The following is a 24,615-nucleotide window of genomic DNA, read 5'->3' on the forward strand; positions in this document are numbered from 1 at the left end:
TTCTCGTCCTGACCGGCCCCTTCCCCGTCCCGCCCCGCGCTCTCTGACCGTCGTCTCCCCACATTCCCGGCGATTCCGGACGTCGGTGATCGTTCGTCTCGTTTTATTCGTAGTATAACAACTGAACCGGACGATTCGGCGATTCGGGCGACCCTTGTCGAAGAAGATACTGTTATCCGGCTTCCTCCGCTACGGAGTCGCATGTTTACCGATCGCTCCCGCCGACCGACCCGGAATTCCGGCGTCGGCTCGGCACCCGCCGTCCCGCTCGCCCGCCGCCGACCGCTCGCCGGAGACCGACCCTCTCGGACCCGCGACGGGGTAGCCGCATGCGCGTAGTCGCGAAGTTCGGGGGAACGAGCCTCGGCAGCGGCGACCGGATCGAGCGCGCGGCCGACTCGGTCGCGAGCGCGGTCGCGGCCGGCCACGAGATAGCGGTCGTCGCGAGCGCGATGGGGTCGACCACCGACGACCTCCTCGACGACATCACCTTCGAGACGGACGACGCCGACCGCGCGGAGATCGTCTCGATGGGCGAACGCACCAGCGTCCGCATGCTGAAGGCCGCGCTGTCCGTCCGCGACGTCGACGCCGTCTTCCTCGAACCCGGCCACCCGGATTGGCCGGTCGTCACCAACGAACTCGGCGAGGTCGACGTGGCGGAGACGAAGCGGCGGGCGGAGGAGATCGCGGCCGATATGGACGGCGTCGTCCCGATCATCACCGGGTTCCTCGCCGAGGACCACGAGGGCAACGTCACCACGCTCGGGCGCGGCGGCTCGGACACCACCGCCGTCATGCTCGGCAACTACATAGACGCCGACGAGGTCGTGATCGTCACCGACGTGGAGGGCGTGATGACCGGCGACCCCCGCGTCGTCGAGGGCGCGCGCAACGTGGGCGAGATCACCGTCGACGAGCTGCGCAACCTCTCTTTCCGCGGCGCCGAGGTCGTCGCGCCGTCTGCGCTCTCGTACAAGGACGAGGGGCTCGCGGTTCGGGTCGTCCACTACCAGCACGGTGACCTGCTCCGCGGCGGCACGCGGATCGAAGGCGAGTTCGAGAGCCTGATCGACATGCGCGAGGAGCCGCTCGCGTGTCTCACCATCGCGGGGCGAGCCATCCGCAACCGCCCGGGGATCCTCTCGGAGCTGTCGAACGCGCTGCGCGCCGAGGAGGTCAACATCGACGCGGTCGCGTCCGGCATGGACTCGGTCACCTTCTACGTCGACGTCGACATCGCCGAGACCGCCGAGGCGCTGCTCCACGAGGCGGTCGTCACCGACGAGGCGCTCTCCTCCGTCACCGTCGCCAACCCCATCGCCGTGATCCGCGTCACGGGCGGCGAGCTCCCCAACCAGTCGGGGGTCATTCAGGACATCATCGCGCCCATCGCGGACGCTGGAATCAACATCATCGACCTGATCACGAGCGCCACCTCCGTCGCGGTGTTCGTCGACTGGGACGACCGAGAGGAGGCCCTCGAAATCGTCCAAGAGCGCTTTGACTAAGCCTCGCGGGGATCGACGACCGCGACTCTGACCGGATCGGTGGCTCCGACCCTGACCGGATCGACGACCGCAACCCTGACCGGATGGGCGGCTGCGATCCTGATCGGATCGGCGACCGCGACCCTGACCGGATGGGCGGCCGCGGCCCTGACCGGACGACAAACCCCCAAGCGTCCGCCTCAGCCGCTTTCCGCCGGATCGAACCAGTACCTCGTCGTCGCCGTGCCGTCGATCCGCGGCCCGGATCCCGCCGCCTCGAAGCCGAACGCCTCGACCACTTCCGGACCGACCCCGTCGGCGGGGACGATGACTTCGACCGACATTCCCTCTCGTTTCGCGAAGCCGACCGGCTCTTCGAACAGCCGCTCGACCGCGGCCGCGGTGCCCTCGAAGTTCGTCACGTGAACCGTCCCGTCACGCACGTCGAACGCGACGAATCCGGCGACCGCGTCGACCGGGGTGTCGTCACCGCCGTCACCGTCGCCGCTCGGCTCCGACGGCGAGGGCGCTCCCCCCGATTCCGACCCGGCGTCGTCTGTCACCGCGACGCGAACCGACCGGTCGTGGATCATGTTCCGAGCGACGCCGCGGGGTCGGCCCGTCATCGACCCGACGGCCGCGGCGTCGGCCTCGACCGCGTCACGAACTCGCATACGTCAGTACTCTCGGCCGACGGCATAAAATCGCCGCACGGTTGGCGTCGACCGGATGATTTTAACGACGGGCGGACGGATTGTCTCGCATGTCCAAATCGACCCAGATCGTGGTTGGCACGGTCGGCGTCTCGGCCGTCCTCTCGGTGCTCATCATCCTCTCGTACGTCCTCGGCTGATGTTCTCGCCCCGGGCGCTCGACGACGATATTGAAGCGGTCCGCGATCACTACGCACCGGGATCGCCGGTCCTCGACGTCGAGTCCGACTTCGAGACCCTCCCGCCGGCCGCCGCGGAGGACCTCGGCCTCTTTGTCGACGCGCTCGACCCCGCGTCGTACCCCGCCGAGTGGCTTCCCGAGGCGGTCCCGGACCTGCTCGGCAAGCACGCTGGCCCGGCGTTCACCGTCGGACTCCCCGGCGACGGGACCGTCGTCCGGACCGCACAGACCGATCCGCCCGCGGTCCTCGTCAAGCGACGTGCGGAGGGGACGCCCGAAGACTTCCTTGCCTTCCTCGTCGCCGAGCGGCTAGTCCAGATCGACTGCGACCCGGCTCCGGGCGCAGTGAGCGGCGGAGACTCGACCGGGCTCCCCGAGACGTTCCTCCCCTTCTTCGGCGAGCGCTACCGCGACCTCGACGCGGCGATCCGCCGCCCCGACCCGGAGACGGGCGCGTCGACGACGGGATTCGGACCGACGGACGTGTTCCAGGTCGCGAACGCGCTGTTCGACGCGTGGGTCGGCCTCCACACCCGCGACACGTTCGCGTCGTGGGAGTCGGAGCACCCCCGGCTGTACGACGCGTGGGTCGACGCCGGCAAGCGGCTCTCCGGCCGGCTCGGTGAGCTCTCCGGCGAGGTCGCGCGCGGCGACACGGAGTTCCCGAGCGCGACGGAGTACGCCTGCTCGGCGGTCAAACACGACCTCGACCTCCCGGCGCCGTACGCCGCCCTCGACACGACCGCCTACCGGGACCGCGGGGCCGCCTACGCCGTGGCGTGGACAGAGAAGACGTTCGCGGCGCTCCTCGACGAGAGCTGACGCTTCCTCGCGGCGGCAGACCGCCGCTCAGACGTCTACGACGACGTTCCCGTCCCCGTCGAGGTCGATGACGCCGTCGAACAGGTCGCGGAACCGGTCGAGCGTCGCGACCTCGTGGACCTCTTCGGAGAGGTGGAAGATACCGACCGCGTCGTGCTCGTCGAGGAGGTCAAGGATCTCGCTCGCGGCGTCGTACACCGCGTCGTCGTCGGCGTAGTAGGCCATCTCGGTGAGCGAGTCGACCGAGACGCGCCGCTTCCCCTCGTTCTCGGTGAGGAACCGCTCGACGCGGTCGACGACGCCGTCGAGGTCGTCCGGCGCGGAGACGTAGTAGACGTCGTCGGCGGTCCGTCGCGAGTAGCCGCGCTCGACGGAGAGCGTGTCGAGGATCGTCGCCTTCGTCTCATCGACGTCGTAGTACTCCAGTTTCTGTTCGACCTCGCGGGCGGTCGTCCGGGTCGAGACGACGAGGAACGCGTCGGTGTCGGTCTTCAGGAAATCGGTGTCGATCCGGTCCGTCTCGCCGATGCTCGGGTGGACGAGCAGGAGTCCCGTGCCACCCGGTATCGCTTCCGGTCCGTTCTCGATCGCGAGCGAGTAGTCCATGGGATCGGCAATCACGCGACCGACTTAACGGTGCGGTCGACGGGCTAATAATTAAGTCAAATAGAATACACCTGTGGTTGAGCGAATGAGCGATACGTCTTCTGGGACATACGACGCTGTCATCGTCGGCGGATTCTCCGGCGTCGTCACCACGATACTCGCCGTCCGTGAACTCCAGAACGTTGATCTGTAAGTCGACCCGCTGGATCCGGACGGGTTGGGTGGCCTCAGCATCACCGGATACTTTTCGATTCGCACTACGCTCACGTTCTCGACGGGGTCGCTACTTTTCCCCCCGCGTTCATTTTCGTCCGGGCAAACGCCCCCTCGCGGTTGGTCTCTGTGATCGCCGCCGGTTTCGTCGGAACGATTCTCGTTTCGTTCCTCTACCCGACTCGACTGACCAATAGAAGGCCCAACAGCACAGCGACTCAAGATTGGAGGAACTCCGAAAAGAGCATCCGACAGGCGAAACTGGCGCCCTCAGCTACTCGAAAATCGAATCCAGTGACGAAAACACGGAATTACTGAATCGAATGGAACTAGACAGAGTCCGTCGGGAGTAGCAGGACTACCAAAATCTACGGCTCTATCCGTTTCAACTGAGTAGCCTCCTAAAACTGATCTCGTCGCTCGTTCTCCCGATCCTGTTCCTCGTAATTGATTCGTACGTACTCTGCGTCTCCACCGCATTCGCCCCCTTCGTTTCATCTGGAGATCGCCGTCACGGACCGATGAGTTGTGACAAGTCTCGATCCTGCGTTCAAACGCGTCGGTCGGTTTTTTTGCCCCGCCCGTCGTCGGTGCGTTCGATGCCCGGGCACGACTCCGCGCGCGACATCTACCGGCAGGCGGTCCCGGTTATAACCGTCAGCCTGATCGCCGGGCTGTTCGCGGGGACGATACTCGCCTCCGACGCCATGCGCGCGAACATCGCGGAGGTCCCCGGGCTCCTCCTGTTGCTCCCGGCGTTCCTCGCCACCCGCGGGGGAGTGTACGGCTCGCTCGGCGCCCGGCTCTCGACCGGGCTCCACCAGGGGATCATCGAACCGCGGTTTCAACCCGACCGGCGACTCACGAACGCGGTCGTTGCCTCCTTCCTGAACGGAATGACCGTCTCCGTGTTCATCGCGGTCGTCACCTACGCGACGCTCGTCTTGTTCGGTGACGGCGGGAGCCTCTTCCAGCTGGTCGGCGTGATGGTCGTCGCCGGCTTCCTCTCGGCGGTGCTGATGATCACGGTGCTCATCGCGGTCATCTTCCTCGGCTACCGCCGCGGGCTCGACCCAGACAACGTCATCGGACCGGTGGTCACCACGCTCGGCGACGTGTTCGGGGTGTTCTTCCTCTTGGTCGGCGTCGCCGCCGTGGGGGCGCTGTCGTGACCGACCCCGAGTCCACCGCGGTCGACGAGTGGTCGGTCCGACGGATCGTCCGGACGATGATCCCCCTGCTCGCCGCGCTGTCGGTGCTTCAGCTCGTCTCGGGGACCGTACTGGAGACGTACGAGGCGGTACTGCTCAGGTACCCGGCCCTGCTAGTCCTCGTTCCCGTCCAGATCGGGACGGCCGGCAACCTCGCGTCGATCACCTGCTCGCGGCTCACGACCCAGCTGTACCTCGGGACCTACGAGCTCAGCCCGTCGAACCCGGCCCTCCGGGCGAACGCGGGCGCGGTGTTCGGGCTCGCGGCGACCGTCTTCGGCGCCGTGGGAGTCGCCGCGTGGGCGATCGGGCTCGCGCTCGGCGGGTCGCTCGCGCTCGGCCGGGTGCTGCTGATCTCGTTGGTCTCCGGGCTGTGCCTCGCGGTCCTCGTCGTCCTCGCCAGCGTCGCCGCCGTCGAGGTGTCCTACCGCGTCGGGCTCAATCCGGACGACACGACGATCCCCGTGGTGACGAACCTCTGTGACATCGCCGGCGTGCTGATCCTCTTCGCGGTCGTCTCGGTCGTGCTGTGAGGCCGGAGCGAGCGGCACAGCGCGACCGCGGCGCCGTGACCGCGACAGCGCGCCACGCCCCTCTCAGAACACGCTGTCGGCGGTCGCCGCGCCGACGACGCTGAACATCGCGCCGACGGCGACGGCCTTCGCCGTCGTCGCCACCACCGCGCCGTCGCCGATCCCACCCTCGACGAGGAACGTCTGCGGGGCGTCGAAGATCAGCGCGAGCAGGAGCACGGACCCGAACGCCACCGTCATCAGCGAGACGAAGCGGGTCGGGATCCCGACGAAGTCCGGCTCCTCGTCGACGTCGCGTCCGGTGTCGGCCCGGTACAGCGCGGCGTACCCGATCAGTCCGACGAGCGCGGCGGTCACACCGGCTTGGACCCAGTTCATCCCCGCGGCGAGCTCCCAGACCTCCGCGGTGACGACGAACGGCCCCGCGAGCAGGAAGCCGCCGACCGACTGCTGGGCGATGTCGGCCACCCGGAAGTTCGGTCGGCGGAGCGCTCGCGGTCGCTTCATACCCACCGGCGGGAGCGGAGCCGGTAAAACACCGCCGTTTTTCACCGCTCTCCCCGTTCGGCCGGTATGAGCGTCCGCGAGGAGTTCGACGAGTGGGCGGCGAGCGGGAAGGACCGCGGGATGGAGGACCGCCACTGGCACACCGCGAAACACGTGTTGGCCCGCATGCCGGCCGAGGCGGGCGACGCCGTCCTCGATCTGGGGACCGGCTCCGGCTACGCGCTCCGCGCGCTCCGCGAGCGGGGGATCGACCGCGGCTACGGCCTCGACGGCGCCCCGGAGATGGCCAGCAACGCCCGCGAGTACACCGACGACGACGCGGTCGGCTTCCTCGTCGGCGACTTCGACGAACTCCCCTTCGCCGACGACTCCTTCGACCACGTCTTCTCGATGGAGGCGTTCTACTACGCGGCCGACCCGGTCCACACCCTCGAAGAGGTCCGGCGCGTGCTGAAGCCCGGCGGTACGTTCTACTGCGCGGTCAACTACTTCGCGGAGAGCGAGACCACCCACGCGTGGCAGGAGAACATCTCGGTCGACATGACGCTGTGGTCGCGCGAGGAGTACCGCGAGGCGTTCCGCGAGGCCGGGCTGTACGTCGCCGAGCAGGACGCGATTCCCGACCGCGAGACCGAGATTCCCGACGCCTCCGCGTTCCCGACCGAGGGGTACGAGACGCGCGAGGCGATGATCGATCGGTATCGGACCTGGGGGACGCTGCTGACCGTCGGCGTGGCTCCCTGACTCGGTCCGTCGGGATTCGACCTCCCGTGGCGGCCGGTGCGAGACGAACAGTTGATCTCCCAACCGTTTTACCGAGTCCCACAGTCGTCTCCCTCAATGGACGTCCGCCGTGCCCTCCTCGGCCGTCCCGACGGTCGCTTCCGTATCGCCGGCACCGTCGGTCTCGTGTTCGTCTTTGCGTTCGTCCTCTACGCCGCCTACTGGCGGTCGAACGCGGCGTACGGTGCGAGTACGGAGGTGACCACCCAACTCGGTGCCATCCGCGCGGTCGCCCCGGAGATCAGCGACATCGGTCACTCGCGTGCCACCGCCGTCCTCTACCTGCCCGCCGCGGCGATCGCTATCCTCGTTCAGTATCACGGTGGTGCCGCCATCTACACGCTCGCAGCGGGGCCCGCCATCCCGGTCGCGTCGGCTCTCGCGCGTGCGGCGTTCAGCCCCTTGCCGGACGTACTGGAGATGGAGGTCCTCGGCGTCACGCTTCCGACTCACCTCCGGCTCGGCCTCGCGGTCGGCGCCTTCGCCGTCGTCGTCGGTTCTGCCCTCCGTCGATTGAGTCCCCCGAGCGAGCGTTCAGCGTCGGAACGCTTCTTCGGCTCGTCGGGGGAGCGGCACAGAGCGGTTGTCGTCATCGCTGTCGCCGCCGTTCTCTCGGTCCCGTCCACGTTCTGGTTATATGCCTCCTATCCGACCTACCAGCCGTTCGGGTACGCCGTGTCCGGGGCTCCGATCGCGGCGCTCGTCTACTGGTACCGGGGCGGGATCGCACTCGCGTGGCTCGGTGACGCCGCGGCCGTCTTGGGACACGCAACCGCGCTCGCGTTTATCGCCGATTCGCCCGACTACGTCCTCGATCCGGCCTTCTTCGTTCCCGCGCTCGCCGTTGCGACCGCGCTCGGGTCGCTCGGCGCGGGCGTCGCCGTCGGCTTTCGAGGACTGTACGTGGTCGTCAGCCGCCGGGACGCTGTAGGGTCGGGATCGCACGGGGGGTAGGTCGCGAGACGGCGCCCTTGGTCTGCCCCCGGCCGCCAGCGACTCGCGCGCGCAGCTCGCGGCCTTCGCTTCGCTCCGGCCGCTCACCGACACGCGCCGCCGCGCGTTCTTCCGCTATGTTCGGCCCGTTCCGACGGTTTAAATCGAGGCGGGCCCAGACTCCGGTAATGGAACCGAGTTCGCTCTCCGGGCTCCCCGCGGGCGTCGGCGAGGCGCTCGAAGCGGAGGGCGTCGCGGAGCTGTATCCGCCGCAGGAAGCGGCGGTCGAGGCGGGCGTCACCGACGGCGAGAGCCTCGTCGCGGCGGTCCCGACCGCGTCCGGCAAGACGCTGATCGCCGAGCTGGCGATGCTCTCCTCCGTCGAGCGCGGCGGCAAGGCGCTGTACATCGTCCCGCTGCGCGCGCTCGCCAGCGAGAAGAAGGCCGAGTTCGAGCGCTGGGAAGAGTTCGATGTGACGGTCGGCGTCTCCACCGGCAACTACGACTCCGACGGCGAGTGGCTCGCCAGCCGCGACATCATCGTCGCCACCTCGGAGAAGGTCGACTCGCTCATCCGCAACGGCGCCCCGTGGATCGACGACCTCACCTGCGTCGTCAGCGACGAGGTCCACCTCGTCGACGACTCGCACCGCGGCCCCACCCTCGAAGTGACCCTCGCGAAGCTCCGCAAGGTGAACCCCGGCCTCCAGACGGTCGCGCTCTCGGCGACCGTCGGCAACGCCGACGTCATCGCCGACTGGCTCGACGCCGAACTCGTCGAGTCCGACTGGCGACCGATCGAGCTCCACACCGGCGTCCACTTCGGCAACGCGATCAACTTCGACGACGGGAGCCAGCGCGAGGTCCCAGTCGAGCGCGGCGAGGACCAGACCGCGAGGCTCGTCGCCGACGCCCTGGACACCGAGGAGGACGGCCAGGGCGGCTCCTCGCTCGTCTTCGTCAATTCGCGGCGCAACGCCGAGTCGTCGGCCCGCAAGCTCACCGACGTGACGGGGCCGCGGCTCACCGGCGACGAGCGCGACCGCCTCCGCGAGCTGGCCGAGGAGATCCGCGGCGTCTCCGACACCGACACCTCCGAGGACCTCGCCGACGCGGTCGAGGAGGGGTCGGCGTTCCACCACGCCGGCCTCGCGAGCGAGCACCGCAGCCTCGTCGAGGACGCCTTCCGCGACCGCCTCATCAAGTGCGTCTCCGCGACGCCGACGCTCGCGGCCGGCGTCAACACGCCCGCGCGCCGCGTGATCGTCCGCGACTGGCGGCGTTACGACGGCGAGTTCGGCGGGATGAAACCGCTCGACGTGCTCGAGGTCCACCAGATGTGCGGCCGCGCGGGCCGCCCCGGCCTCGACCCCTACGGCGAGGCGGTGCTGCTCGCGAACAACGCCGACACCCGCGAGGAGCTGTTCGAGCGGTACGTCTGGGCCGAGGCCGAACCCGTCCGCTCGAAGCTCGCCGCCGAGCCCGCCCTCCGCACCCACGTCCTCGCGACGGTCGCGTCCGGCTTCGCCGCCACCCGCGACGGGCTCCTCTCGTTCCTCGACAACACGCTCTACGCCACGCAGACCGACGACGAGGGGCGGCTCGCGGCGGTCACCGACACCGTCCTCGACTACCTCGAAGTCAACGGCTTCGTCGAGCGCGACCGCGACGGCGGGAGCGAGGGCCTCGCCGCGACCGGGATCGGTCACACCGTCTCGCGGCTCTACCTCGACCCGATGAGCGCGGCCGAGATACTCGACGGGCTTCGGACCGTCGCGGACGACGGGTCCGGGCCTGTCGGATCCGCGGACGCGGACGGCGAGTTCGTCGCGGCCCACGACCCGACCGCCGACGCCGACGACCCCGGGTTCACCACGTACACTCGCGCCGGCGAGGACGAACCGGACGACCCCGCCTCAGAGGGGCCGGCGTCGGCCGGCGACGCCGCCCCGGCGGTCACGCCGCTCGGCCTCTACCACCTCGTCAGCCGGACGCCCGACACCTACGAGCTGTACCTCAAGTCGGGCGACCGCGAGGAGTACACTGAGGTCTGCTACGAGCGCGAGGCGGAGCTCCTCGGCGACGTGCCCTCCGAGTACGAGGACGTGCGCTTCGAGGACTGGCTCGCCGCGCTGAAGACGGGGCGCCTGCTCGAAGACTGGGCTAACGAGGTGGACGAGGACCGGATCGCGGAGCGGTACGGCGTCGGCCCCGGCGACATCCGCGGGAAGGTCGACACCGCCGAGTGGCTCCTCCGGGCGGCCGAGACGCTCGCGCGCGACGTAAAGGGGATCGACGGCGACACCGTCGTCCAGGTGCGCGAGGCCCGCAAGCGGCTGGAGTACGGGGTCCGGGAGGAACTCCTCGACCTCGCGGGCGTCCGCAACGTCGGTCGGAAGCGCGCCCGCCGCCTCTACGAGGCAGGCATCGAGAGCCGCGCCGACCTCCGCGAGGCGGACAAGGCGGTCGTCCTCGGCGCGCTGCGGGGCCGCGAGCGAACCGCCGAGCGCATCCTGGAGAACGCCGGCCGCGAGGACCCCTCGCTCGACGGCGTCGACCCCGACAGCTCGGCCTCCGCGGCGGCGACCGCGGGCGCGGACGCCGACGGCGACGGCGACGGACAGGCCAGCCTGGGTGATTTCGGATGACCGACTCCGCGGCCGGCGGCGACGGGATGCCAGCGCCCGACCCCGGGGTCAGCCTCGTCGCCGGCACCTTCGCGATCGACGACCTCGACGCGTTTCTCGCGGACCTCGACGCGATTGCGGCCGATACCGGCGCGGTCGTCCAGGCGTTCGACGCCGACCTCGTCGTCTCCCCGACGCACCTCCGCGAGGCGGCGCGACTGGCGGCGCGGGCGATCGCTCGCGGCGAGGCCGTCGCGCGCGACCCGGGCGTCGAGGTCCTGCTGTACGCGGCCGGGCGCAGGCAGATCGACCGCGCGCTCGAACTCGGCGTCTCGGAGGGCGAGCGGCGCGCCGTCGTCCTCGTCGCGGACTTCGGTGACGTGTCCGGCGCCGACCGCCCGTCCGCGGACCTCGACGAGGCGACCGAGTCCGTTCGCGAACTCGCCGCCGACTCGCGCACCGACCCCGACGACTCCGGGCTTCCGGTCGACTTCGACGAGGAGCGGGTGCGCGAGTTCTACGGAGTCACCGATCGCGAACTCACCGCGACTACCGGCGGTCTCGCCGATGTCGTCCGCGAGCGGGTCGCCCTGCTGGACGTCGAGAAGTGACGGCGGCCGCCCGCTCATCGGTACCCCTTCGTTTCAACTGGAAACCACGAGACGTGGACGCCACTCTGTTCCACTCGAAACGAAACCGAGAGAAGTAGTCCATCCTGGATTCGAACCAGGGTCGTTGCCCCCAGAAGGCAACAGGATTGGCCACTACCCCAATGGACTGCGCACCTACGGATAGCCAGTACGTGTTTGTAAGCGTTGCGCGTTGCGGTCGCCGTGCGATCGGTTGACGAGCATCGGCGGGCGCCGGCGGGCGTCGCCGCCCGCCCCCACTGTTGTCGTCGCCGTCCTGTCCCCACTGTTGTCGTCGCCGTCCCGTCCCCACTGTTGTCGTCGCCGCCCCGCCGTCACCGCCGGCAGATCATGAAGAGGGCATCTCGCCCACGGATCGCGTTCGTGCGCATATCGATGCGCTTTATGCGACTCGATACACACGAAAATGTATGTACGTCGGACGATTCGTCGTCGTCGCGCCCGGCATCGGCGGCTACCGCGTCTCTTCGCGCTCGTTCCCGAACCGCCGCGTCCGCGACCGCGGCGGGACGCTCACCGTCGGCCCGACCGCGGACGCGCCGGAGACCGACAACCCCTACGTCTCGTACAACTGCGCTCGCGCGGTCGAGACCCCGACCGAGGAGCCGCTGGCGGTCCTCGGCAACGGCTCGCACGTCGACCCGATCGCGGAGAAAATGGAGCGCGGGTACCCCGCGCGCGACGCGCTCGCCTCCGCGCTGCTCGCGCTCGACTACGAGAAGGACGACTACGACACGCCTCGCGTCGCCGGTGTGGTCGGCGCTGAGTCGGCGACGATCGGAACCGTCCGCCGCGACGCGCTCCTCGTCGAGGCCGTCGAGGAGCCGACCGTCGTCGCGACCTACGAGACGGACTCTCCCGAGCCGTACGACCTGACCGCGACCGACGCCGAGCCCGTCGCGACCGAACTGCTCGGCGCCGACCTCGAACACCCGGTCTGCGCCGCGGGCGCGACCGTCGACGCAGACGGCGTCTCGCTCGCGTTCGACAACGGCGGCGACTGAGCGACGGACGACTGGGCGCTGCCCACGGCGCGGGCTCGGCGTCGGCGTCGCTCGCGCCGCCGCCCGGCTTTCCGTCTCCTGACGCTCGCCTTTCCGTCCCCCGACACGCGGCCTTCCGCCTGTCGATCCTCGCCTTTCCGCCTCCCGACGCCTTTTGCCTCCCCCGTCCGACCCACACGCATGGAGCCGATCACCGCGGCCGACTACCACGACATCGCGGTCCCGTCCGACCCCCGGATCTCGCCGGGCGGCGACCGCGTCGCCTTCGTGCGCCGACAGCCGAACGACGACGACAGCTACGAGACGACGGTGTACCTCGTCGACGCAGCGGGCGAGGGCGAGCCGCGCCGCCTCACCCTCGCCGAGGGCGCCGACGCCGAGCCGCGCTGGAGTCCCTCGGGGGACCGCATCGCGTTCACCTCCACCCGCGGCGCGGCCGACGACCGCCAGCAGCTGTGGGTCCTCCCGCTCGACGGCGGCGAGGCCCGTCGCGTCACCGACGTGGTCGGCGGCGTCTCGTCGATCGCGTGGTCGCCCGACGGCGAGCGGATCGCCTTCGTCCAGTCCGTGACCGCCGACGACCGCGAGACCGACCGCGACCTCGCGGTGCCGGACGACTACGAGCCCGAGGACCATCCCGACCCGCGCGTCATCGACCGGACCGTCTACCGCGCCGCCGAGCGTCACTTCGACGGCCGACGCCCCGGCGTGTACGTCGTCGACGCCGACGCGACGGTCGGCGGCGTCACCGACCCCGACCCGGCCGAGTCCGGCGCGGTCGACCGAGTCACGGACCGGGAGGCCGACTTCGCCGCGCCGTCGTGGGGCGACGCCGACACGCTGTACTACACCGAGGCGGTCGGCGACGACCCCGACGACTCCGTCGAGATCGCGATCCACGCCCACGACCTCGACGCGGGCGAGGCCGAGCGCGCCCACACCACGACCGGGTGGGGCGCCGACCTCGCGGCGACCGCGGACGGCCGCGTCGCGTTCACGCATGCGGAGCCGAAGCAGGTGTCGATGCAGCCGACGGACCTCCGCGTCCTCGACGTCGAGTCGGGCTCGGTCACCGACCTCACCGGCGGTGTCGACCGGGGCCTCGGCCGCGGGACGACCCCGCAGTGGGGGCCGGCCGACGAGACGCTGTACTTCGCGACGCCCGACGAGGGGAAGACGGCGCTGTGGCGGGTCCCCGCAGACGGGAGCGAGACGCCCGAGCGCCTGCTCCGGCCGGGGACCGTCTCGGGCGCGACCGTCGGGGGCGACGCCGACGCGGGTCCCGAGTCGGTCACCGTCGCGTTCGCCGCCAGCGAGTGGGACCACCCGGGCGACGCGTTCGCCTACGACGCCGCGGCCGACGAGACGACCCGCCTGACCGACCTGAACGCCGACTACCTCGACGAGCGCGCGGTCGGCGAGCCCGAGGAGCTTCGCTTCGAGTCCGACGGCGTCGAGATCCAGGGGTGGTTGCTGACCCCACCGGTCGAGGCCGGTGACGCCGAGTCCGCCGACGCGGACGGTCAGTACCCGCTCGCGGTCGAGATCCACGGCGGCCCGCACGCGATGTGGTCGACCGCCGGAACGATGTGGCACGAGTTCCAGACGCTCGCGGCCCGCGGCTACGCCGTCTTCTGGTCGAACCCCCGCGGCTCGACCGGCTACGGCGAGGCGTTCACGCAAGCAATCGAGCGCGACTGGGGCGCGATCACGCTCCGCGACGTGATGGCGGGCGTCGAGACGGTCGCCGACCGCCCCCAGATCGACGACTCGAACGCGTTCGTCACCGGCGGCTCCTTCGGCGGGTTCATGACCGCGTGGGCGGTCGGGCAGACGGACTACTTCCGCGCGGCCGTCTCCCAGCGTGGCGTCTACGACCTCACCGGCTTTTACGGGTCGACCGACGCGGCGTACAAGCTCGTCGAGGGCGACTTCGACACGGTGCCCTCGGCGGAGCCGGAGTGGCTCTGGGAGCAGTCGCCGACGGGCCACGCCGACGCGGTCGACACCCCGACCCTGCTGATTCACTCCGAGGACGACACCCGGACGCCGATCTGTACGGCGGAGCTGTACCACCGACTCTTACGGAAGAACGGCGTCGACACCCGATTCGTCAGGTACCCCCACGAGGGCCACGAGCTCTCGCGGTCCGGCGAGCCCGCGCACGTCGTCGACCGCATCGAGCGGATCGCCCGCTGGTTCGACGGCTACTCCGAGCACCACGACGCCGAGCGCGCGCTCAACCGCCCTGAGGACGACGGGCTGAGCGCCGGAGAAGAGCCGGAGGACTCGGCGGAGTCCGAGACGTAGTCGCCGCGAGCGACGCGATCAGCTCTCGTCCGGCTCGAACCCGTCGATGGCGTCGTGGACGTCGGCCACCCACTCGTCGAGGGCGTCGTGGAGCCGGCGCTTGGCCTCCGGCACGGGCGTCGCGGTGTACTGGTAGACGTAGCCGCCGGAGTCGAGCAGGCGGCGGCGGCGCTCGACGAGCCCCTTCTCGCGGAGCGTCGACAGCGAACGGTTCACGTTCGAGCGGTCCCGGTCGAGCGCGTCGGCGAGTTCCGACACGGTGCTGCCCGGGTACTCCAGCAGCGCGAGGTACGCGCGGCTCTCGTGGTCGCGCACGCCGAAGACACAAGAGAGGACGTGTTCGAAGGAGGGAGAGCCGTCGCCGACGAGGTCCTCGATTTCGGGGTCGCTCATGCGGGCCGATTCGTGCGCGGCGAGGTTAAATGCCGGTTTCTCCGACTCGGGGTGGTCACTCCTTGGCGGCGTACCCCATCTGGTCGATACAGCCGCGCATCCCTGACTCGTCGGCGTGCCGGTGGAGGTTCGTCGGCGTGTCGCAGTGGTACGTCTCCCCGTCGTATCGGAGGGCGACCTCGTGGTTGGCGCCCGCGACCTCGACGTCGACGAGGATCCGCTGCCCGTCGTTGAGCGCGTCGATGAGTTCGTCCACGGACAGCTCGCCCGCCTCGACTCGGAGTACCTCGCTCATGGGCTCGATTCAGCGGTGAGCGAGTTAAAGACGACCGATGTGGCTCCGCGTTCGCGGCCGCCCGACACGCTCCGCCTCACGTCGTCGTCGAGTCCGGCCCGCCCTCCTCGGCGGGCGGCTCGACGCCCTCGGCGGCCGCGACCTCGTCGGTCCGCTTCTCGGTCTCGACGTGCCAGCGGTCGATTTCGGACTCGTACTCGTCGAGGACCGCCGACACCTCCGATTTCAGCTCGTCGTCGTTGACGTTCACCTCGAAGACGAACGTCTCGCCGTCCTCGGCTCGGGCGACCTCCTGGATGTTGGCGCTGACGAGATCGTTGTCGAAGTAGTACGGCGCCACTTGAGTCATCACGTTCCGGTAGACGGCGTCCTCCACCTTCCGGATCGCCTTCCGACCGGCCGAGTCGGCCGCCCGGGCGACGTGTCCGATCGACTCGCCCCAGCTTTCGCGGGCGCTCTCGGTGTCGTTCTCCTCGACCTTCTCGTAGGACTCGGTGAGCTTCTCGCCGGCCGTCTGGAGGTCGTCGCCCGGCGATTTTCCCGCGCGCTCGCCCTCTCCCTCGTCGACGGACGCCTGCGCCGCGGTCTTCTCCGAGACGTCCTCGTCGATGCGCTCGTGGGTCTTGGGACGCCACTCGTCGAACTCGTAGTAGGCGTCGCTGTCGACGCCCACCTCCCGGAGCGCCAAGGCGATCCGCTCGCCGTGTTCGACGACGTCGCCCCAGTCCCCGCGCACCTTGAAGCCGGAGATGCTCTCTTCCATCGGTTGCCCTCATTACGGAACGGAGGGGTATAAGTCTCTCCGAACTGACGGGACTCGGCCGCTCGGTTCGCCGGCCGGAACCGCTACGGCGCGCGCCTCCTCGGCCGGGACCGCTGCGACGCTCACCTGCCGTACGCGATCCGGCGCGCGACCGCGTCGAGCCGCTCTTTAACTTCGCCGAGGTAGCCGGCCGGCGACGCGCGCCGGACGGCGGACTCGTCGACTTCGATACGCTCGCCGCGGAACGGGTCGCGCTCGGCGCGCTCCTCGGGGGACTGGTCTCTCGCCACCGCCCCCACGACCGTCGACATCGAGCAGCGGCCGCAGGCCTCCGCCTCGACCGCGCCGTCCGCCTCGTCTCCTTCGTCTGTCATGGTCTATCACATCACACGACGTGGTCCTCCCGGTTAAAACTCCGCCTCGGGAAAACGACGCCTCGGGGGCGCTCGCGCCCGCTCCGCTCCCGACGCCCTTTTCACTCGCTCCGTGGAATGCGTTCCCATGGGATATCGTGTCGTCGACGTCGACTCGGTCGACCCGGAGCCGGACCGGCCGTGCGAGTGTCGAAAGCTGTCCGATTCTGGAGGGCTCGACGCCGCGGCGATCAACCGATTCAGGGCCGCCCCCGGCGAGCAGCTCCCGCTGGCGTACCACTACCACGAGACCCAACAGGAGGCGTTCTACGTGCTCGACGGCACCCTCGTGATCGAGACCCCCGACGAGACATACGAGGTGCCCGCGGACGACCTGTTCGTCGTCGACCCGGAGAGCCCCCAACGGGCGTACAACCCGGCCGACGCCGACGCTCCCGTCACCGTGCTGGCGATCGGTGCGCCCCCGGCCGACGGCGACGCGGTCGCGTACGAGCCCGCCGATGAGTGAGCGTGCCGAGCCGGAGGCGGACGGCGAGGGGGGTGCCGACGCCGCGGACCCGGCGGGGGCCGACGACCGCCGCGCCCCCGAGGAGCTGCCGGCGGAGATTCGCGAGGCCGTCCCCGAGTACGACGACGAGTACCTCGACCGCGTCTCCGACCGGCTGATGTACAGCTACGACCTCGACCGCGACGCGGTCGTCGACGGCGAGCGCTTCGAGATGACCGCCGAGATGCGGGTACGCAATCAGAAGCAGTTCCTCCACCCGGCGCTGAGCTACGCGGACCACGACATGCGGGAGTACGTGTACGTCCGCCGGGTGTCGACCCCGAGCGTCGGGGAGCTAGAGCGACTGGTCGAGTTCGCTCACGACGTCGCCGACGAGCGCGTCGAGGGCCACGAGGAGCACTACGGCACGGACGTCACCGTCGTCGTCGTCGCCGACCGTATCCCGGACGACGTCGCCGACTTCGTCGCCGGGTTCAGCGACCGCACGCTGCTGAAGTTCGGCTACTACGGCCACTACGAGGTGAACCTCGTCGCGGTCGCGCCCGACCGCGAGGCACTCGTCGCCAGCGAGAACGCTGACACCGCGGCCGCGTTCCGGCTGTGGGAACGGGTCGACTCGCCGGACGAAGGGTTCTTCTCGCGGTTCGCGAAGCGCTTCTGGCGCTGACCGTCGCCGGTCGTTCGGAAAAAACCGCGCCGAACCGGGCCGATCTCAGTCAGTCGTCGCTCGGTTCTGCGGCCGCTCCGCTGTCGCTCCGCACGGTCGTGATGTTGTCGTAGCCGATCCGCACCAGCGACAGGGCCAGGTAGATGAGGACGAACGCGAGCCCCATCTGGACCACCGCCGATATCTGGCCGCTGAGTCCGGCCACGTTACCGAGGATGAGCTTCTGATAGAGGTTGTCCCACAGCGCCACCCACGACAGCCCGAGGACGGTGATCGTCACCATGATCGTCATCGGGACGCCGGTGGAGGCGAGCTGCTTGGACTCGTCCCAGTTCGCGAGCCAGACCGTGCCGGCGAGCAGCGCCAGCGCCGCGAGAAGCTGGTTCGCGCCACCGAACAGCGCCCACAGCGTCACCCACTCGCCGGAGATGACGAGCAGGTACGCGACGAGCGACTGGACGGCCGGATTCGTGTACCGGCCCTTGGCGATGCTCCCGAGGTCGGCGGAGAAGCCCGTCGTCGTCCCGCTCCCGGTCGTTCCGACGATCTCTTCCATCATGTACCGACCGAGCCGCGCCGCGGTGTCGGTCGAGGTGAGCAGGAAGCTCACCAACACGAGCGCCATGAACGGCGCGCCGACGCCCTGCGGGATCCCGAGGCTGGTGAGGATGATCCCCCCGCCGGTCGCGAAGTTCGGCAGCGCGCCGCCGATGCCGCCGCCCGCGGCCGCCGTGGTCGCCCCGGCCACCGCGAGCGTCGAGATGGCGACCGACGCGAGCAGCCCCTCACCGAGCATCCCGCCGTAGCCGATGAGGCGAGCGTCGCTCTCCTTGTTCAGCTGTTTTGCCGTCGTCCCGGAGGACACCAGCGAGTGGAACCCGCTGATGGTTCCGCAGGCGATTGTCACGAACAACAGCGGGAAAAGCGGCGTGATACCCCGGGTATCGACGGCCAATTCGCTACCGAAGAAGCCCATGTACGCGCCGATGGAGGGATCGACGGTCAGCGGCTGGGCCGAGGTGCCGAGCAGCGTTCCGACGATAATCGCGAGCAGCGCGCCGCCGACTCCCGAGTAGAGGAGGAACGACGACAGGTAGTCGCGGGGCTGAAGCAGCACCCACACCGGGAGCGCGCTCGCCAGTGTCGCGTAGACGAGGATGACCGGCACCCACGCGGCGACGTTCGGCTGGAGGATGGCGTCCGCACTCATCACCGCTCCGGGCAGCCACCCGCCGTTACCGAGGAACTCGAAGAGGACGATGGTCCCCTGGGGGAACGCCCCGGACTCCACCGCCGGGAACAGCGCGATCGGGTACTGGATACCGAGCCAGACGCCCGCGAACACGCCCGCGACGAACACCACCGTCCCCGGGAGGAACGGGCCGTCGAGCTGGTACAGGTAGACGCCGAACAGGAACGCCAGCGCGATGTACACGAGGCTCGCGGTCGCGGCCGAGGGGAACGCGTTCAACACGATCCCGACGACCAAGGCGAACACCGCCACCACGAGGATGATGGTGAGGAACGCGAACCACAGCAGCATGTCCTTGCCGCGTTCGCCGACGTACTCGCCGATGATGTAGCCGATCGACTTCCCCTCGTGTCGCATCGACCCGGACAGCGAGATGAAGTCGTGGACCGCTCCCATCAGCGGATTGCCGATGGCGACCCACAACAGCGCCGGCACCCAGCCCCAGATGGCTCCGGCGGTGATCGGGCCGACGATCGGCGCGCCGCCCGCGATACTTGAGAAGTGATGCCCCAACAGAACCGGCTTCTTCGCCGGTACGTACTCTTGGCCGTCCTCGTACTTGTGTGCCGGCGTCTCCCGCTCGTCGTCGAGATCGACGAAACGAGAGAGGTACCGCGAGTACCCCACGTATCCCACGGTGAACGTACTGAGCACGGCGACGACGATCCAAATTATACTTGTCATAAGGTCCCTGCCTCGTGGTATCGATTCACTATGCCGAACTTAAACGTTATCTTCGTTCATGACGATCGACGACTCCCCCGGATCGAGTAACGCTACTCACCGTCGAAACGAAGTTAATTTCTCTGACTAATAGGTAAAATCTGCCCAGATCGCCCGTCGACCCACCTCGCGCGCACCCGGACGGACCGCAGCCGCCGCGCGCGATCGAGTCGGATCGCCGCGCGCGCTCTCCCAGCTCGCGGCCGCGCGCTCGCCTCCGACGGATCTACGGCTCCACGTCGAGCGACGCGGCCACGTCGGCGAGCACGTCCCCCCGGACCTCCGTCGTGCGCGACTCGATCTCGGCGACGAGCGGCGGGTCGAACCCCTCGCGGACCTGCGCGAGCCGCTCGCGCTCGGTCTCGACCTTCTCGCGGAGGTAGCGCGCTCCGCGCCCCTGCTCTCCCTCGTCGGGGGACGGCGTGAGCTTGTTCGCCACCAGCCCGCGGACCCGCAGGTCTCGCTCGGTGAACGCCTCGATGGCCCGTTCCGTCTCGTTGACCGAGAGCTGGTCGGGGTTCAACACGAGGAAGAAGGCGGCGTCCGTGCGCATCGTCTCGCCGGCGTACTCGAAGAACTCCTTGCGCTCGTTGAGCCGCTCGATCACGGGGTCGCCCTCCAGCAGGCGCCGGGGCTCCATGTCCCCGATCGCCGCCTTCTCGAACAGGTCGATCGACTGCTCGCGCTTGTACAGCAGCCGGTCGATCCAGTCGCCGAGGAACTCAGGGAGCCCGAGCAGCCGGAGCGTCGACCCCGTCGGGGCGGTGTCGAACACGACCCGGTCGTACGGCTCGCTCTCCGTGCGCATCACGTCGACGAACGCGTCGAACAGCGCCGACTCGTACGCGCCCGGCGTCCCGTGGGACATCTCCAGCTGGCGGTTGATCTCCGAGACCATCGCGGCCGACACCTGCTCCGAGAGCGCCTCGCGGATCTCCGTTAGGTGCCGCTGCATCTCGTCTTCCGGGTCGATCTCCATCGCGTCGAGCCTGTCGACGTCCGCGACCGACTCGGGCTCGTCGCCGAACCGCTGGTCGAACACGTCCGACACCGAGTGGGCCGGGTCGGTCGAGACGACGAGCGTCCGGAGACCGTCTCGCGCGCAGCGGTGGGCGTACGCGCACGAGACCGTCGTCTTGCCGACGCCGCCCTTGCCGCCGAAGAAGACGAACTGCTCCATCAGTCGCGGCGTGAGTGTCGTCCGGTCATCAGAAGTGGTACTGCTGCCCCTTCCGCTCTAGCAGCGTCTCGCGGTCCCACAGTCGCCGCTCCCACGCCTCGAACTCGTCTTCGAGGTACGGGAGCAGCTCGGCGGTGTAGTACGACACCGGCGACGGGATCCCGAACGCGTCCGGGAAACACGCCAGCATGAATTCGTCTTCGGCGTCCTCGGCCTCCTTCTCGATCTTCTCGTAGGCCGGGTGCGTGATCATCCCGTGGTACAGGCCCCGGACCCACTCCTCGAGGACCGCCCGGAACCGCTCGATCCGGTCTGCTACTGTCATCATTCCTCATGACACTCTTCCCCTGTTAAAACCTGTCGCGGCCCGGGCCGCCGAGGGGCGGACAGCGGCCGGATCGGCCTCGGCGGTCGCGGCGTCAGGCGGCGTTCCCGTCCGGAAGTTCGCCCGACGCCTCGTCGTTGTCGTCGCCGTCGTCGTCCAGTTCCGGGTGGTCCTCGCTACCGGGGCTCGGCGTGTGGATGTCGCTGTCGAGCGATCCCCAGACGAGATACAGCATCGCGGCGACCATCAGCACCGTCACCGAGACGCTGACGAGCGACACGGCGGAGGCGGACAGAACCATATCGCGAGTACGACGACCGCGGCGTATCAACGTATCGGCTCGGACCGGTCCGCGTCGGTCTCACCCCCCGGGCCGGCCCCGCGCGCCGCCCGGTTTTCGCCCCGCCGCCCGAGTTTCCGTGTGTCGGCCGGGGGTTCAAGAGCGTCGTGTCCGATCCGCCCGTATGGACGACCGCATCCCGGTGACCGTGCTCTCGGGGGGACTCGGCGCGGGTAAGACGACGCTTCTGAACCACCTGCTCCGGAACGCCGGCGACCGCGACATCGCGGTCCTCGTCAACGACATGGGGGACGTGAACGTCGACGCGGACCTGATCGCCGAGGAGTCCGAGGTCGATGTCGAGGGCGTCACGGAGCTGTCGAACGGCTGTATCTGCTGTGAGCTTCAGGACGACCTCGAAAGCGCCGTGGTGCGGCTCGCGAACGAGCGCTCCTTCGACGCCCTGGTCGTCGAGTCTTCGGGCATCTCGGAGCCCGCGCCAGTCGCGCGGCTGTTCACGACCGAGTCGCGCGCGGCGGCCCGGTACCGGGTCGACGCGCTGGTGACCGTGATCGACACGCGGCAGTTCCTCGACGCGTTCGCGGGCGACGAGACGCCGGAGCGGCGCGTCGATCCCGACGCCGGCGCCGGGGCCGCGACCGGCGACGAGGACGACGCCGACCGGCCGCTCTCGGACCTCCTCGTCGAGCAGGTCGAGGTATCGAACCTCGTGGTGTGTAACAAGGCGGACCTCTGTACCGACGCGGAAATCGACGAGGCGGTCGACCTCGTGGGCGCGCTCCAGCCCGACGCGGAGACGGTCGTCACGGAGTTCTCCGCGGTCGACCCGGACCGGATCCTCGGCGTCGAGCTGTTCGACGAGCGGGAACTCGGCGAACTCCCCGGCTGGAAGCGCGCGCTCGCCGAGGTCGACGACGCCGACGCCGACAGCGGGACGGACGACGACCACGCTCACGACGGCGACCACGGCCGCGACGGCGACCACGCCCACGACCACCGCCACCCCGACGAGGTGTACGGCGTCACCTCCTTCACCTACCGCCGCCGGCGGCCGTTCCACCCGGACCGACTCGCCGCTCTCCTCCGAGACCTCCCCGCCGACGTGGTCCGCTCGAAGGGGACGCTGTGGGTCGCAGGCACCGACCAGCGCCAGCAGGTCGGGCAGGCGGGTCGGTCGGTCCGCGTCGAGGCGCTCGGCCCGTGGATCGCGAGCCTGCCGTCGGTCGAGCGCGATATGCTCCGCTCGAACCGCCCGAAGCTAGAGTGGGACGACGACCACGGCGACCGCCGGACCGAGTTCGTCGTCATCGGCACGGGAGTCGACGAGGCACCGCTCGTCGACCGGCTCGATGACGCGCTTCTGACCGACGACGAACTCGCGGAGCTCGGCGACCCGGGGATCGGTGACGACCCGGCCGACGTCGGCCCAGCCCCGTTCCCGAGCGAGCAGGGCGCCGAGGTCGCGCTCCGGGAGCCGTAACCCCTCGACGCGACCGGCGGTCGGCGATCAGCAGGCGCAGTCGCCCCCGGTCGCGCGGGCGAACCGCATCGGGTCGCCGCAGTCGGGACACGTCGGCGTCCCCTCCGCGTCGCGGTCGAGCCCCTCGTCGTCGACGTCGACGTCGCGGACGCGGACGCCGCAGTCGTCGCACCAGTACGCCCCCTCGGAGCCGTCATCGCCGGCGGCCCCGGGTGCCGTCCCCGTCGACCCCGCCAGCGCGTCGGTTACCGTCTCGAAGATGCCCATATCGTAATGATCCGCATCGATCATCTTAGTCCCCCGGTGTCGTGTAACCGATTCGCACAGCCGACCCGCGGAGGCCGCCCCGCGCTCGGCGCCCCGTCACAGCAGCGGCAGCGTGAGCGCAAGGAACGCGATCCCCAGCACGACCCCGGCGTACAACAGGCGTTCGAACCGGAGGTCGGCCGGGAGCGCCCCGGCACCGACCGGAGGCGCGGACCGGACGAGCTGTCGGTACGCGACGATGGTCACTCCGACGAACCCGAGCGCCGAGAGGGCAAGCGCGGCCGAAAGCGACAGCCCGTAGGCGAGGCCGTACAGCGGCCCGAACGAGAAGACCAGCGCGAACGCGAGCCCCGTCGTCACGAGGAAGGGGATCGGATCGATGGGGTCCCCGCGTCGGTTGCGGAGGCGGACCGGGCCGATCATGAGGGCCGTACGGCCCGAACGGACAAGAGCTAAGTGGCGCACAGCCGCGAATCCGCGTATGAGTGCCGAGGAGCGCACGGACGAGGGAGGCGACGAGGCCGGGATCCGCGAGGGCGTCGAGCGCTCCTCAGGCGATCCCAAGGTGCTGCTCGCGATGAACGCCGTGCTCTCGGCGTGGTTCGCCTGGATGATCGTCTGGGGGCTCGACTTCGTCGGGACGGCGACGCTGTCGCTCCGGAACGTCGCGACCCTCGCCGTGATCCTCTTCGCGGTGACGTACGTCGTCGCGCTCCGCTAGGTGCGGTCGCCGGAGGGGGCTGCCCTCCGGTCGCGGTCCGGCGAGCGCTCGATTCGCCACGTTTTAAGACCGTTCCGGGCGCGGTTCCGTATAATGACGATCGAAGACCGCGACGACGCGTACCTCATCACGCACGCGCTGGCGACGGACACCCTCTCGCGGCTGCGCGACGCCGAGACGGAACAGGTGGCGTTCCGGAAGGGGCTGGTGAAGCTCGGGCGGATCTGCGGCTACGAGATCATCGACGGCGCGATGGAGACGGAGTACGTCCCCGTCGAGACCCCGCTCGCGGAGACGACCGGCGAGCGCGTGAAAGGACTCGACGACGTGGTGATCATCAACGTCCTCCGGGCCGCGACCCCCTTCGTCGAGGGGCTGTTGAAGGCGTTCCCCCGCGCGAAGCAGGGCGTCATCTCCGCCGGTCGCGACGAGGCGGCCGGGATGACCGACGACGGCGAGTTCCCGATCACCATCGACTACGTGAAGCTCCCCGAGATCCGCCCGGAGGACACCGTCATCGTCGCGGACCCGATGCTCGCGACGGGATCGACGATGGCCGCCGTCCTCGACCACGTCCTCGACGAGGCCGACGACTTCGAGGACCTGTTCGTGCTCTCCGCGGTCTCCGCGCCCGCCGGCCTCGTCCGCGTGAGCGAGGCCGTCCCGGAGGCGGACCTGCTGACGGTCGCCATCGACGATCACCTCGACGACGACGGGTTCATCGTCCCCGGCCTCGGCGACGCCGGCGACCGGGCGTTCCGGACCGTGTGAACTCCTCGACGG

Annotated in this window: 28 protein-coding genes and 1 tRNA gene; 15 read left to right on the plus strand and 14 right to left on the minus strand. The window is 69.6% G+C overall.

Annotation, left to right across the window (positions count from 1 at the left end):
- The first annotated feature begins 329 nt into the window (after positions 1-329).
- Positions 330-1,511, plus strand: coding sequence for an aspartate kinase (locus EXE52_RS16820; protein WP_137703915.1), 1,182 nt, complete (start codon positions 330-332; stop codon positions 1,509-1,511).
- Between the two features lie 179 nt (positions 1,512-1,690).
- Here EXE52_RS16820 and EXE52_RS16825 read toward each other — a convergent pair whose 3' ends face one another.
- Complete coding sequence (locus EXE52_RS16825; RefSeq protein ID WP_137703916.1) at positions 1,691-2,164, minus strand: hypothetical protein; 474 nt, start codon at positions 2,162-2,164, stop codon at positions 1,691-1,693.
- Positions 2,165-2,342: 178 nt separating this feature from the next.
- Between EXE52_RS16825 and EXE52_RS16830 the strand changes: the two genes are divergently transcribed.
- Entirely contained in the window at positions 2,343-3,206 is an 864-nt protein-coding gene (locus EXE52_RS16830) for a hypothetical protein (RefSeq protein WP_137703917.1), read from the plus strand.
- Positions 3,207-3,233: 27 nt separating this feature from the next.
- Here EXE52_RS16830 and EXE52_RS16835 read toward each other — a convergent pair whose 3' ends face one another.
- Positions 3,234-3,812 carry a hypothetical protein gene (locus EXE52_RS16835; RefSeq protein WP_049931973.1) on the minus strand — a complete coding sequence of 193 codons (579 nt, stop codon included), beginning with the start codon at positions 3,810-3,812 and terminating at the stop codon, positions 3,234-3,236.
- A gap of 812 nt (positions 3,813-4,624) precedes the next feature.
- On the opposite strand from EXE52_RS16835, the gene EXE52_RS16840 reads away from it, so the two are divergent.
- Both EXE52_RS16840 and EXE52_RS16845 read left to right on the plus strand, forming a co-directional pair.
- Positions 4,625-5,197 (plus strand): magnesium transporter, encoded by a 573-nt coding sequence (locus EXE52_RS16840; protein WP_049931974.1) that lies wholly within the window; start codon positions 4,625-4,627, stop codon positions 5,195-5,197.
- A complete protein-coding gene (locus EXE52_RS16845; protein ID WP_094552904.1) occupies positions 5,194-5,769 on the plus strand; it encodes a magnesium transporter in 576 nt (191 codons plus the stop codon). Before EXE52_RS16840 ends, EXE52_RS16845 begins: the two co-directional genes overlap by 4 nt.
- A 63-nt stretch (positions 5,770-5,832) precedes the next feature.
- On the opposite strand, the gene EXE52_RS16850 is transcribed toward EXE52_RS16845, so the two are convergent.
- Entirely contained in the window at positions 5,833-6,276 is a 444-nt protein-coding gene (locus tag EXE52_RS16850) for a hypothetical protein (RefSeq protein WP_049931978.1), read from the minus strand.
- A 66-nt stretch (positions 6,277-6,342) separates the two neighbouring features.
- Here EXE52_RS16850 and EXE52_RS16855 point away from each other — a divergent pair, with 66 nt between their 5' ends.
- The 4 genes from EXE52_RS16855 to cgi121 all read left to right on the plus strand — a co-directional run bounded on the left by EXE52_RS16855 (position 6,343) and on the right by cgi121 (position 11,230).
- Positions 6,343-7,020, plus strand: a complete 678-nt coding sequence (locus tag EXE52_RS16855; protein WP_086220470.1) for a class I SAM-dependent methyltransferase — start codon at positions 6,343-6,345, stop codon at positions 7,018-7,020.
- 96 nt (positions 7,021-7,116) lie between these two features.
- Positions 7,117-8,013, plus strand: coding sequence for a hypothetical protein (locus tag EXE52_RS16860; protein WP_137703918.1), 897 nt, complete (start codon positions 7,117-7,119; stop codon positions 8,011-8,013).
- A 167-nt stretch (positions 8,014-8,180) separates the two neighbouring features.
- On the plus strand, positions 8,181-10,640 hold the full coding sequence (locus EXE52_RS16865) for an ATP-dependent DNA helicase (RefSeq protein WP_137691513.1): 2,460 nt from the start codon (positions 8,181-8,183) through the stop codon (positions 10,638-10,640).
- Positions 10,637-11,230 carry a KEOPS complex subunit Cgi121 gene (cgi121, locus tag EXE52_RS16870; protein WP_137703919.1) on the plus strand — a complete coding sequence of 198 codons (594 nt, stop codon included), beginning with the start codon at positions 10,637-10,639 and terminating at the stop codon, positions 11,228-11,230. Before EXE52_RS16865 ends, cgi121 begins: the two co-directional genes overlap by 4 nt.
- A gap of 95 nt (positions 11,231-11,325) precedes the next feature.
- Here cgi121 and EXE52_RS16875 read toward each other — a convergent pair.
- A tRNA-Gln gene (locus EXE52_RS16875) sits at positions 11,326-11,398 on the minus strand.
- Positions 11,399-11,679: 281 nt separating this feature from the next.
- On the opposite strand from EXE52_RS16875, the gene EXE52_RS16880 reads away from it, so the two are divergent.
- Both EXE52_RS16880 and EXE52_RS16885 read left to right on the plus strand, forming a co-directional pair.
- Entirely contained in the window at positions 11,680-12,273 is a 594-nt protein-coding gene (locus EXE52_RS16880; RefSeq protein ID WP_137703920.1) for an IMP cyclohydrolase, read from the plus strand.
- 180 nt (positions 12,274-12,453) lie between these two features.
- Positions 12,454-14,583, plus strand: a complete 2,130-nt coding sequence (locus EXE52_RS16885) for a S9 family peptidase (RefSeq protein WP_137703921.1) — start codon at positions 12,454-12,456, stop codon at positions 14,581-14,583.
- An 18-nt stretch (positions 14,584-14,601) separates the two neighbouring features.
- Here EXE52_RS16885 and EXE52_RS16890 read toward each other — a convergent pair whose 3' ends face one another.
- From EXE52_RS16890 to EXE52_RS16905, 4 genes are all read right to left on the minus strand, one after another.
- Positions 14,602-14,976 (minus strand): helix-turn-helix domain-containing protein, encoded by a 375-nt coding sequence (locus EXE52_RS16890; RefSeq protein ID WP_049931986.1) that lies wholly within the window; start codon positions 14,974-14,976, stop codon positions 14,602-14,604.
- 55 nt (positions 14,977-15,031) lie between these two features.
- Complete coding sequence (locus EXE52_RS16895) at positions 15,032-15,271, minus strand: hypothetical protein (protein WP_049931988.1); 240 nt, start codon at positions 15,269-15,271, stop codon at positions 15,032-15,034.
- A gap of 76 nt (positions 15,272-15,347) precedes the next feature.
- A complete protein-coding gene (locus EXE52_RS16900) occupies positions 15,348-16,034 on the minus strand; it encodes a DUF5828 family protein (RefSeq protein WP_086216691.1) in 687 nt (228 codons plus the stop codon).
- A 122-nt stretch (positions 16,035-16,156) separates the two neighbouring features.
- A complete protein-coding gene (locus EXE52_RS16905; RefSeq protein ID WP_049931991.1) occupies positions 16,157-16,408 on the minus strand; it encodes a hypothetical protein in 252 nt (83 codons plus the stop codon).
- Positions 16,409-16,535: 127 nt separating this feature from the next.
- On the opposite strand from EXE52_RS16905, the gene EXE52_RS16910 reads away from it, so the two are divergent.
- Positions 16,536-16,916 (plus strand): cupin domain-containing protein, encoded by a 381-nt coding sequence (locus tag EXE52_RS16910; protein ID WP_089308525.1) that lies wholly within the window; start codon positions 16,536-16,538, stop codon positions 16,914-16,916.
- On the plus strand, positions 16,909-17,583 hold the full coding sequence (locus tag EXE52_RS16915; protein WP_049931993.1) for a hypothetical protein: 675 nt from the start codon (positions 16,909-16,911) through the stop codon (positions 17,581-17,583). The genes EXE52_RS16910 and EXE52_RS16915 overlap by 8 nt, the downstream gene beginning before the upstream one ends.
- 49 nt (positions 17,584-17,632) lie before the next feature.
- On the opposite strand, the gene EXE52_RS16920 is transcribed toward EXE52_RS16915, so the two are convergent.
- The 4 genes from EXE52_RS16920 to EXE52_RS16935 all read right to left on the minus strand — a co-directional run bounded on the left by EXE52_RS16920 (position 17,633) and on the right by EXE52_RS16935 (position 21,364).
- Entirely contained in the window at positions 17,633-19,519 is a 1,887-nt protein-coding gene (locus EXE52_RS16920) for a carbon starvation protein A (protein ID WP_049931995.1), read from the minus strand.
- Between the two features lie 265 nt (positions 19,520-19,784).
- On the minus strand, positions 19,785-20,738 hold the full coding sequence (locus EXE52_RS16925) for a TRC40/GET3/ArsA family transport-energizing ATPase (protein ID WP_089308524.1): 954 nt from the start codon (positions 20,736-20,738) through the stop codon (positions 19,785-19,787).
- Positions 20,739-20,766: 28 nt separating this feature from the next.
- On the minus strand, positions 20,767-21,063 hold the full coding sequence (locus EXE52_RS16930; RefSeq protein ID WP_049932143.1) for a hypothetical protein: 297 nt from the start codon (positions 21,061-21,063) through the stop codon (positions 20,767-20,769).
- Positions 21,064-21,157: 94 nt separating this feature from the next.
- On the minus strand, positions 21,158-21,364 hold the full coding sequence (locus tag EXE52_RS16935; protein WP_049931998.1) for a hypothetical protein: 207 nt from the start codon (positions 21,362-21,364) through the stop codon (positions 21,158-21,160).
- A 163-nt stretch (positions 21,365-21,527) separates the two neighbouring features.
- Here EXE52_RS16935 and EXE52_RS16940 point away from each other — a divergent pair, with 163 nt between their 5' ends.
- Entirely contained in the window at positions 21,528-22,844 is a 1,317-nt protein-coding gene (locus tag EXE52_RS16940; RefSeq protein WP_089308523.1) for a GTP-binding protein, read from the plus strand.
- Between the two features lie 27 nt (positions 22,845-22,871).
- Here EXE52_RS16940 and EXE52_RS16945 read toward each other — a convergent pair whose 3' ends face one another.
- Positions 22,872-23,111 (minus strand): hypothetical protein, encoded by a 240-nt coding sequence (locus tag EXE52_RS16945; protein ID WP_049932002.1) that lies wholly within the window; start codon positions 23,109-23,111, stop codon positions 22,872-22,874.
- A gap of 96 nt (positions 23,112-23,207) precedes the next feature.
- Positions 23,208-23,534: a hypothetical protein gene (locus EXE52_RS16950; protein ID WP_086220239.1), complete on the minus strand. Its 327-nt coding sequence runs from the start codon at positions 23,532-23,534 to the stop codon at positions 23,208-23,210.
- Positions 23,535-23,592: 58 nt separating this feature from the next.
- On the opposite strand from EXE52_RS16950, the gene EXE52_RS16955 reads away from it, so the two are divergent.
- Both EXE52_RS16955 and upp read left to right on the plus strand, forming a co-directional pair.
- The gene (locus EXE52_RS16955; protein ID WP_086216696.1) at positions 23,593-23,832 is read left to right on the plus strand and encodes a hypothetical protein; all 240 of its coding nucleotides are present in this window, start codon (positions 23,593-23,595) and stop codon (positions 23,830-23,832) included.
- 93 nt (positions 23,833-23,925) lie between these two features.
- Positions 23,926-24,603, plus strand: coding sequence for a uracil phosphoribosyltransferase (gene upp, locus EXE52_RS16960; protein WP_049932007.1), 678 nt, complete (start codon positions 23,926-23,928; stop codon positions 24,601-24,603).
- Positions 24,604-24,615 lie beyond the last annotated feature (12 nt).

Source organism: Halorubrum sp. CGM4_25_10-8A (assembly GCF_005435025.1).
GTDB classification, from domain to species: Archaea; Halobacteriota; Halobacteria; order Halobacteriales; family Haloferacaceae; genus Halorubrum; species Halorubrum ezzemoulense.

Coding starts and splice junctions, on each gene's coding strand:
- EXE52_RS16820 (WP_137703915.1), top strand. CDS start 330: ATGCGCGTAGTCGCGAAGTTCGGGGGAACGAGCCTCGGCAGCGGCGAC.
- EXE52_RS16825 (WP_137703916.1), bottom strand. CDS start 2,164: ATGCGAGTTCGTGACGCGGTCGAGGCCGACGCCGCGGCCGTCGGGTCG.
- EXE52_RS16830 (WP_137703917.1), top strand. CDS start 2,343: ATGTTCTCGCCCCGGGCGCTCGACGACGATATTGAAGCGGTCCGCGAT.
- EXE52_RS16835 (WP_049931973.1), bottom strand. CDS start 3,812: ATGGACTACTCGCTCGCGATCGAGAACGGACCGGAAGCGATACCGGGT.
- EXE52_RS16840 (WP_049931974.1), top strand. CDS start 4,625: ATGCCCGGGCACGACTCCGCGCGCGACATCTACCGGCAGGCGGTCCCG.
- EXE52_RS16850 (WP_049931978.1), bottom strand. CDS start 6,276: ATGAAGCGACCGCGAGCGCTCCGCCGACCGAACTTCCGGGTGGCCGAC.
- EXE52_RS16855 (WP_086220470.1), top strand. CDS start 6,343: ATGAGCGTCCGCGAGGAGTTCGACGAGTGGGCGGCGAGCGGGAAGGAC.
- EXE52_RS16860 (WP_137703918.1), top strand. CDS start 7,117: ATGGACGTCCGCCGTGCCCTCCTCGGCCGTCCCGACGGTCGCTTCCGT.
- EXE52_RS16865 (WP_137691513.1), top strand. CDS start 8,181: ATGGAACCGAGTTCGCTCTCCGGGCTCCCCGCGGGCGTCGGCGAGGCG.
- cgi121 (WP_137703919.1), top strand. CDS start 10,637: ATGACCGACTCCGCGGCCGGCGGCGACGGGATGCCAGCGCCCGACCCC.
- EXE52_RS16880 (WP_137703920.1), top strand. CDS start 11,680: ATGTACGTCGGACGATTCGTCGTCGTCGCGCCCGGCATCGGCGGCTAC.
- EXE52_RS16885 (WP_137703921.1), top strand. CDS start 12,454: ATGGAGCCGATCACCGCGGCCGACTACCACGACATCGCGGTCCCGTCC.
- EXE52_RS16890 (WP_049931986.1), bottom strand. CDS start 14,976: ATGAGCGACCCCGAAATCGAGGACCTCGTCGGCGACGGCTCTCCCTCC.
- EXE52_RS16895 (WP_049931988.1), bottom strand. CDS start 15,271: ATGAGCGAGGTACTCCGAGTCGAGGCGGGCGAGCTGTCCGTGGACGAA.
- EXE52_RS16900 (WP_086216691.1), bottom strand. CDS start 16,034: ATGGAAGAGAGCATCTCCGGCTTCAAGGTGCGCGGGGACTGGGGCGAC.
- EXE52_RS16905 (WP_049931991.1), bottom strand. CDS start 16,408: ATGACAGACGAAGGAGACGAGGCGGACGGCGCGGTCGAGGCGGAGGCC.
- EXE52_RS16910 (WP_089308525.1), top strand. CDS start 16,536: ATGGGATATCGTGTCGTCGACGTCGACTCGGTCGACCCGGAGCCGGAC.
- EXE52_RS16915 (WP_049931993.1), top strand. CDS start 16,909: ATGAGTGAGCGTGCCGAGCCGGAGGCGGACGGCGAGGGGGGTGCCGAC.
- EXE52_RS16920 (WP_049931995.1), bottom strand. CDS start 19,519: ATGACAAGTATAATTTGGATCGTCGTCGCCGTGCTCAGTACGTTCACC.
- EXE52_RS16925 (WP_089308524.1), bottom strand. CDS start 20,738: ATGGAGCAGTTCGTCTTCTTCGGCGGCAAGGGCGGCGTCGGCAAGACG.
- EXE52_RS16930 (WP_049932143.1), bottom strand. CDS start 21,063: ATGACAGTAGCAGACCGGATCGAGCGGTTCCGGGCGGTCCTCGAGGAG.
- EXE52_RS16935 (WP_049931998.1), bottom strand. CDS start 21,364: ATGGTTCTGTCCGCCTCCGCCGTGTCGCTCGTCAGCGTCTCGGTGACG.
- EXE52_RS16940 (WP_089308523.1), top strand. CDS start 21,528: ATGGACGACCGCATCCCGGTGACCGTGCTCTCGGGGGGACTCGGCGCG.
- EXE52_RS16945 (WP_049932002.1), bottom strand. CDS start 23,111: ATGGGCATCTTCGAGACGGTAACCGACGCGCTGGCGGGGTCGACGGGG.
- EXE52_RS16950 (WP_086220239.1), bottom strand. CDS start 23,534: ATGATCGGCCCGGTCCGCCTCCGCAACCGACGCGGGGACCCCATCGAT.
- EXE52_RS16955 (WP_086216696.1), top strand. CDS start 23,593: ATGAGTGCCGAGGAGCGCACGGACGAGGGAGGCGACGAGGCCGGGATC.
- upp (WP_049932007.1), top strand. CDS start 23,926: ATGACGATCGAAGACCGCGACGACGCGTACCTCATCACGCACGCGCTG.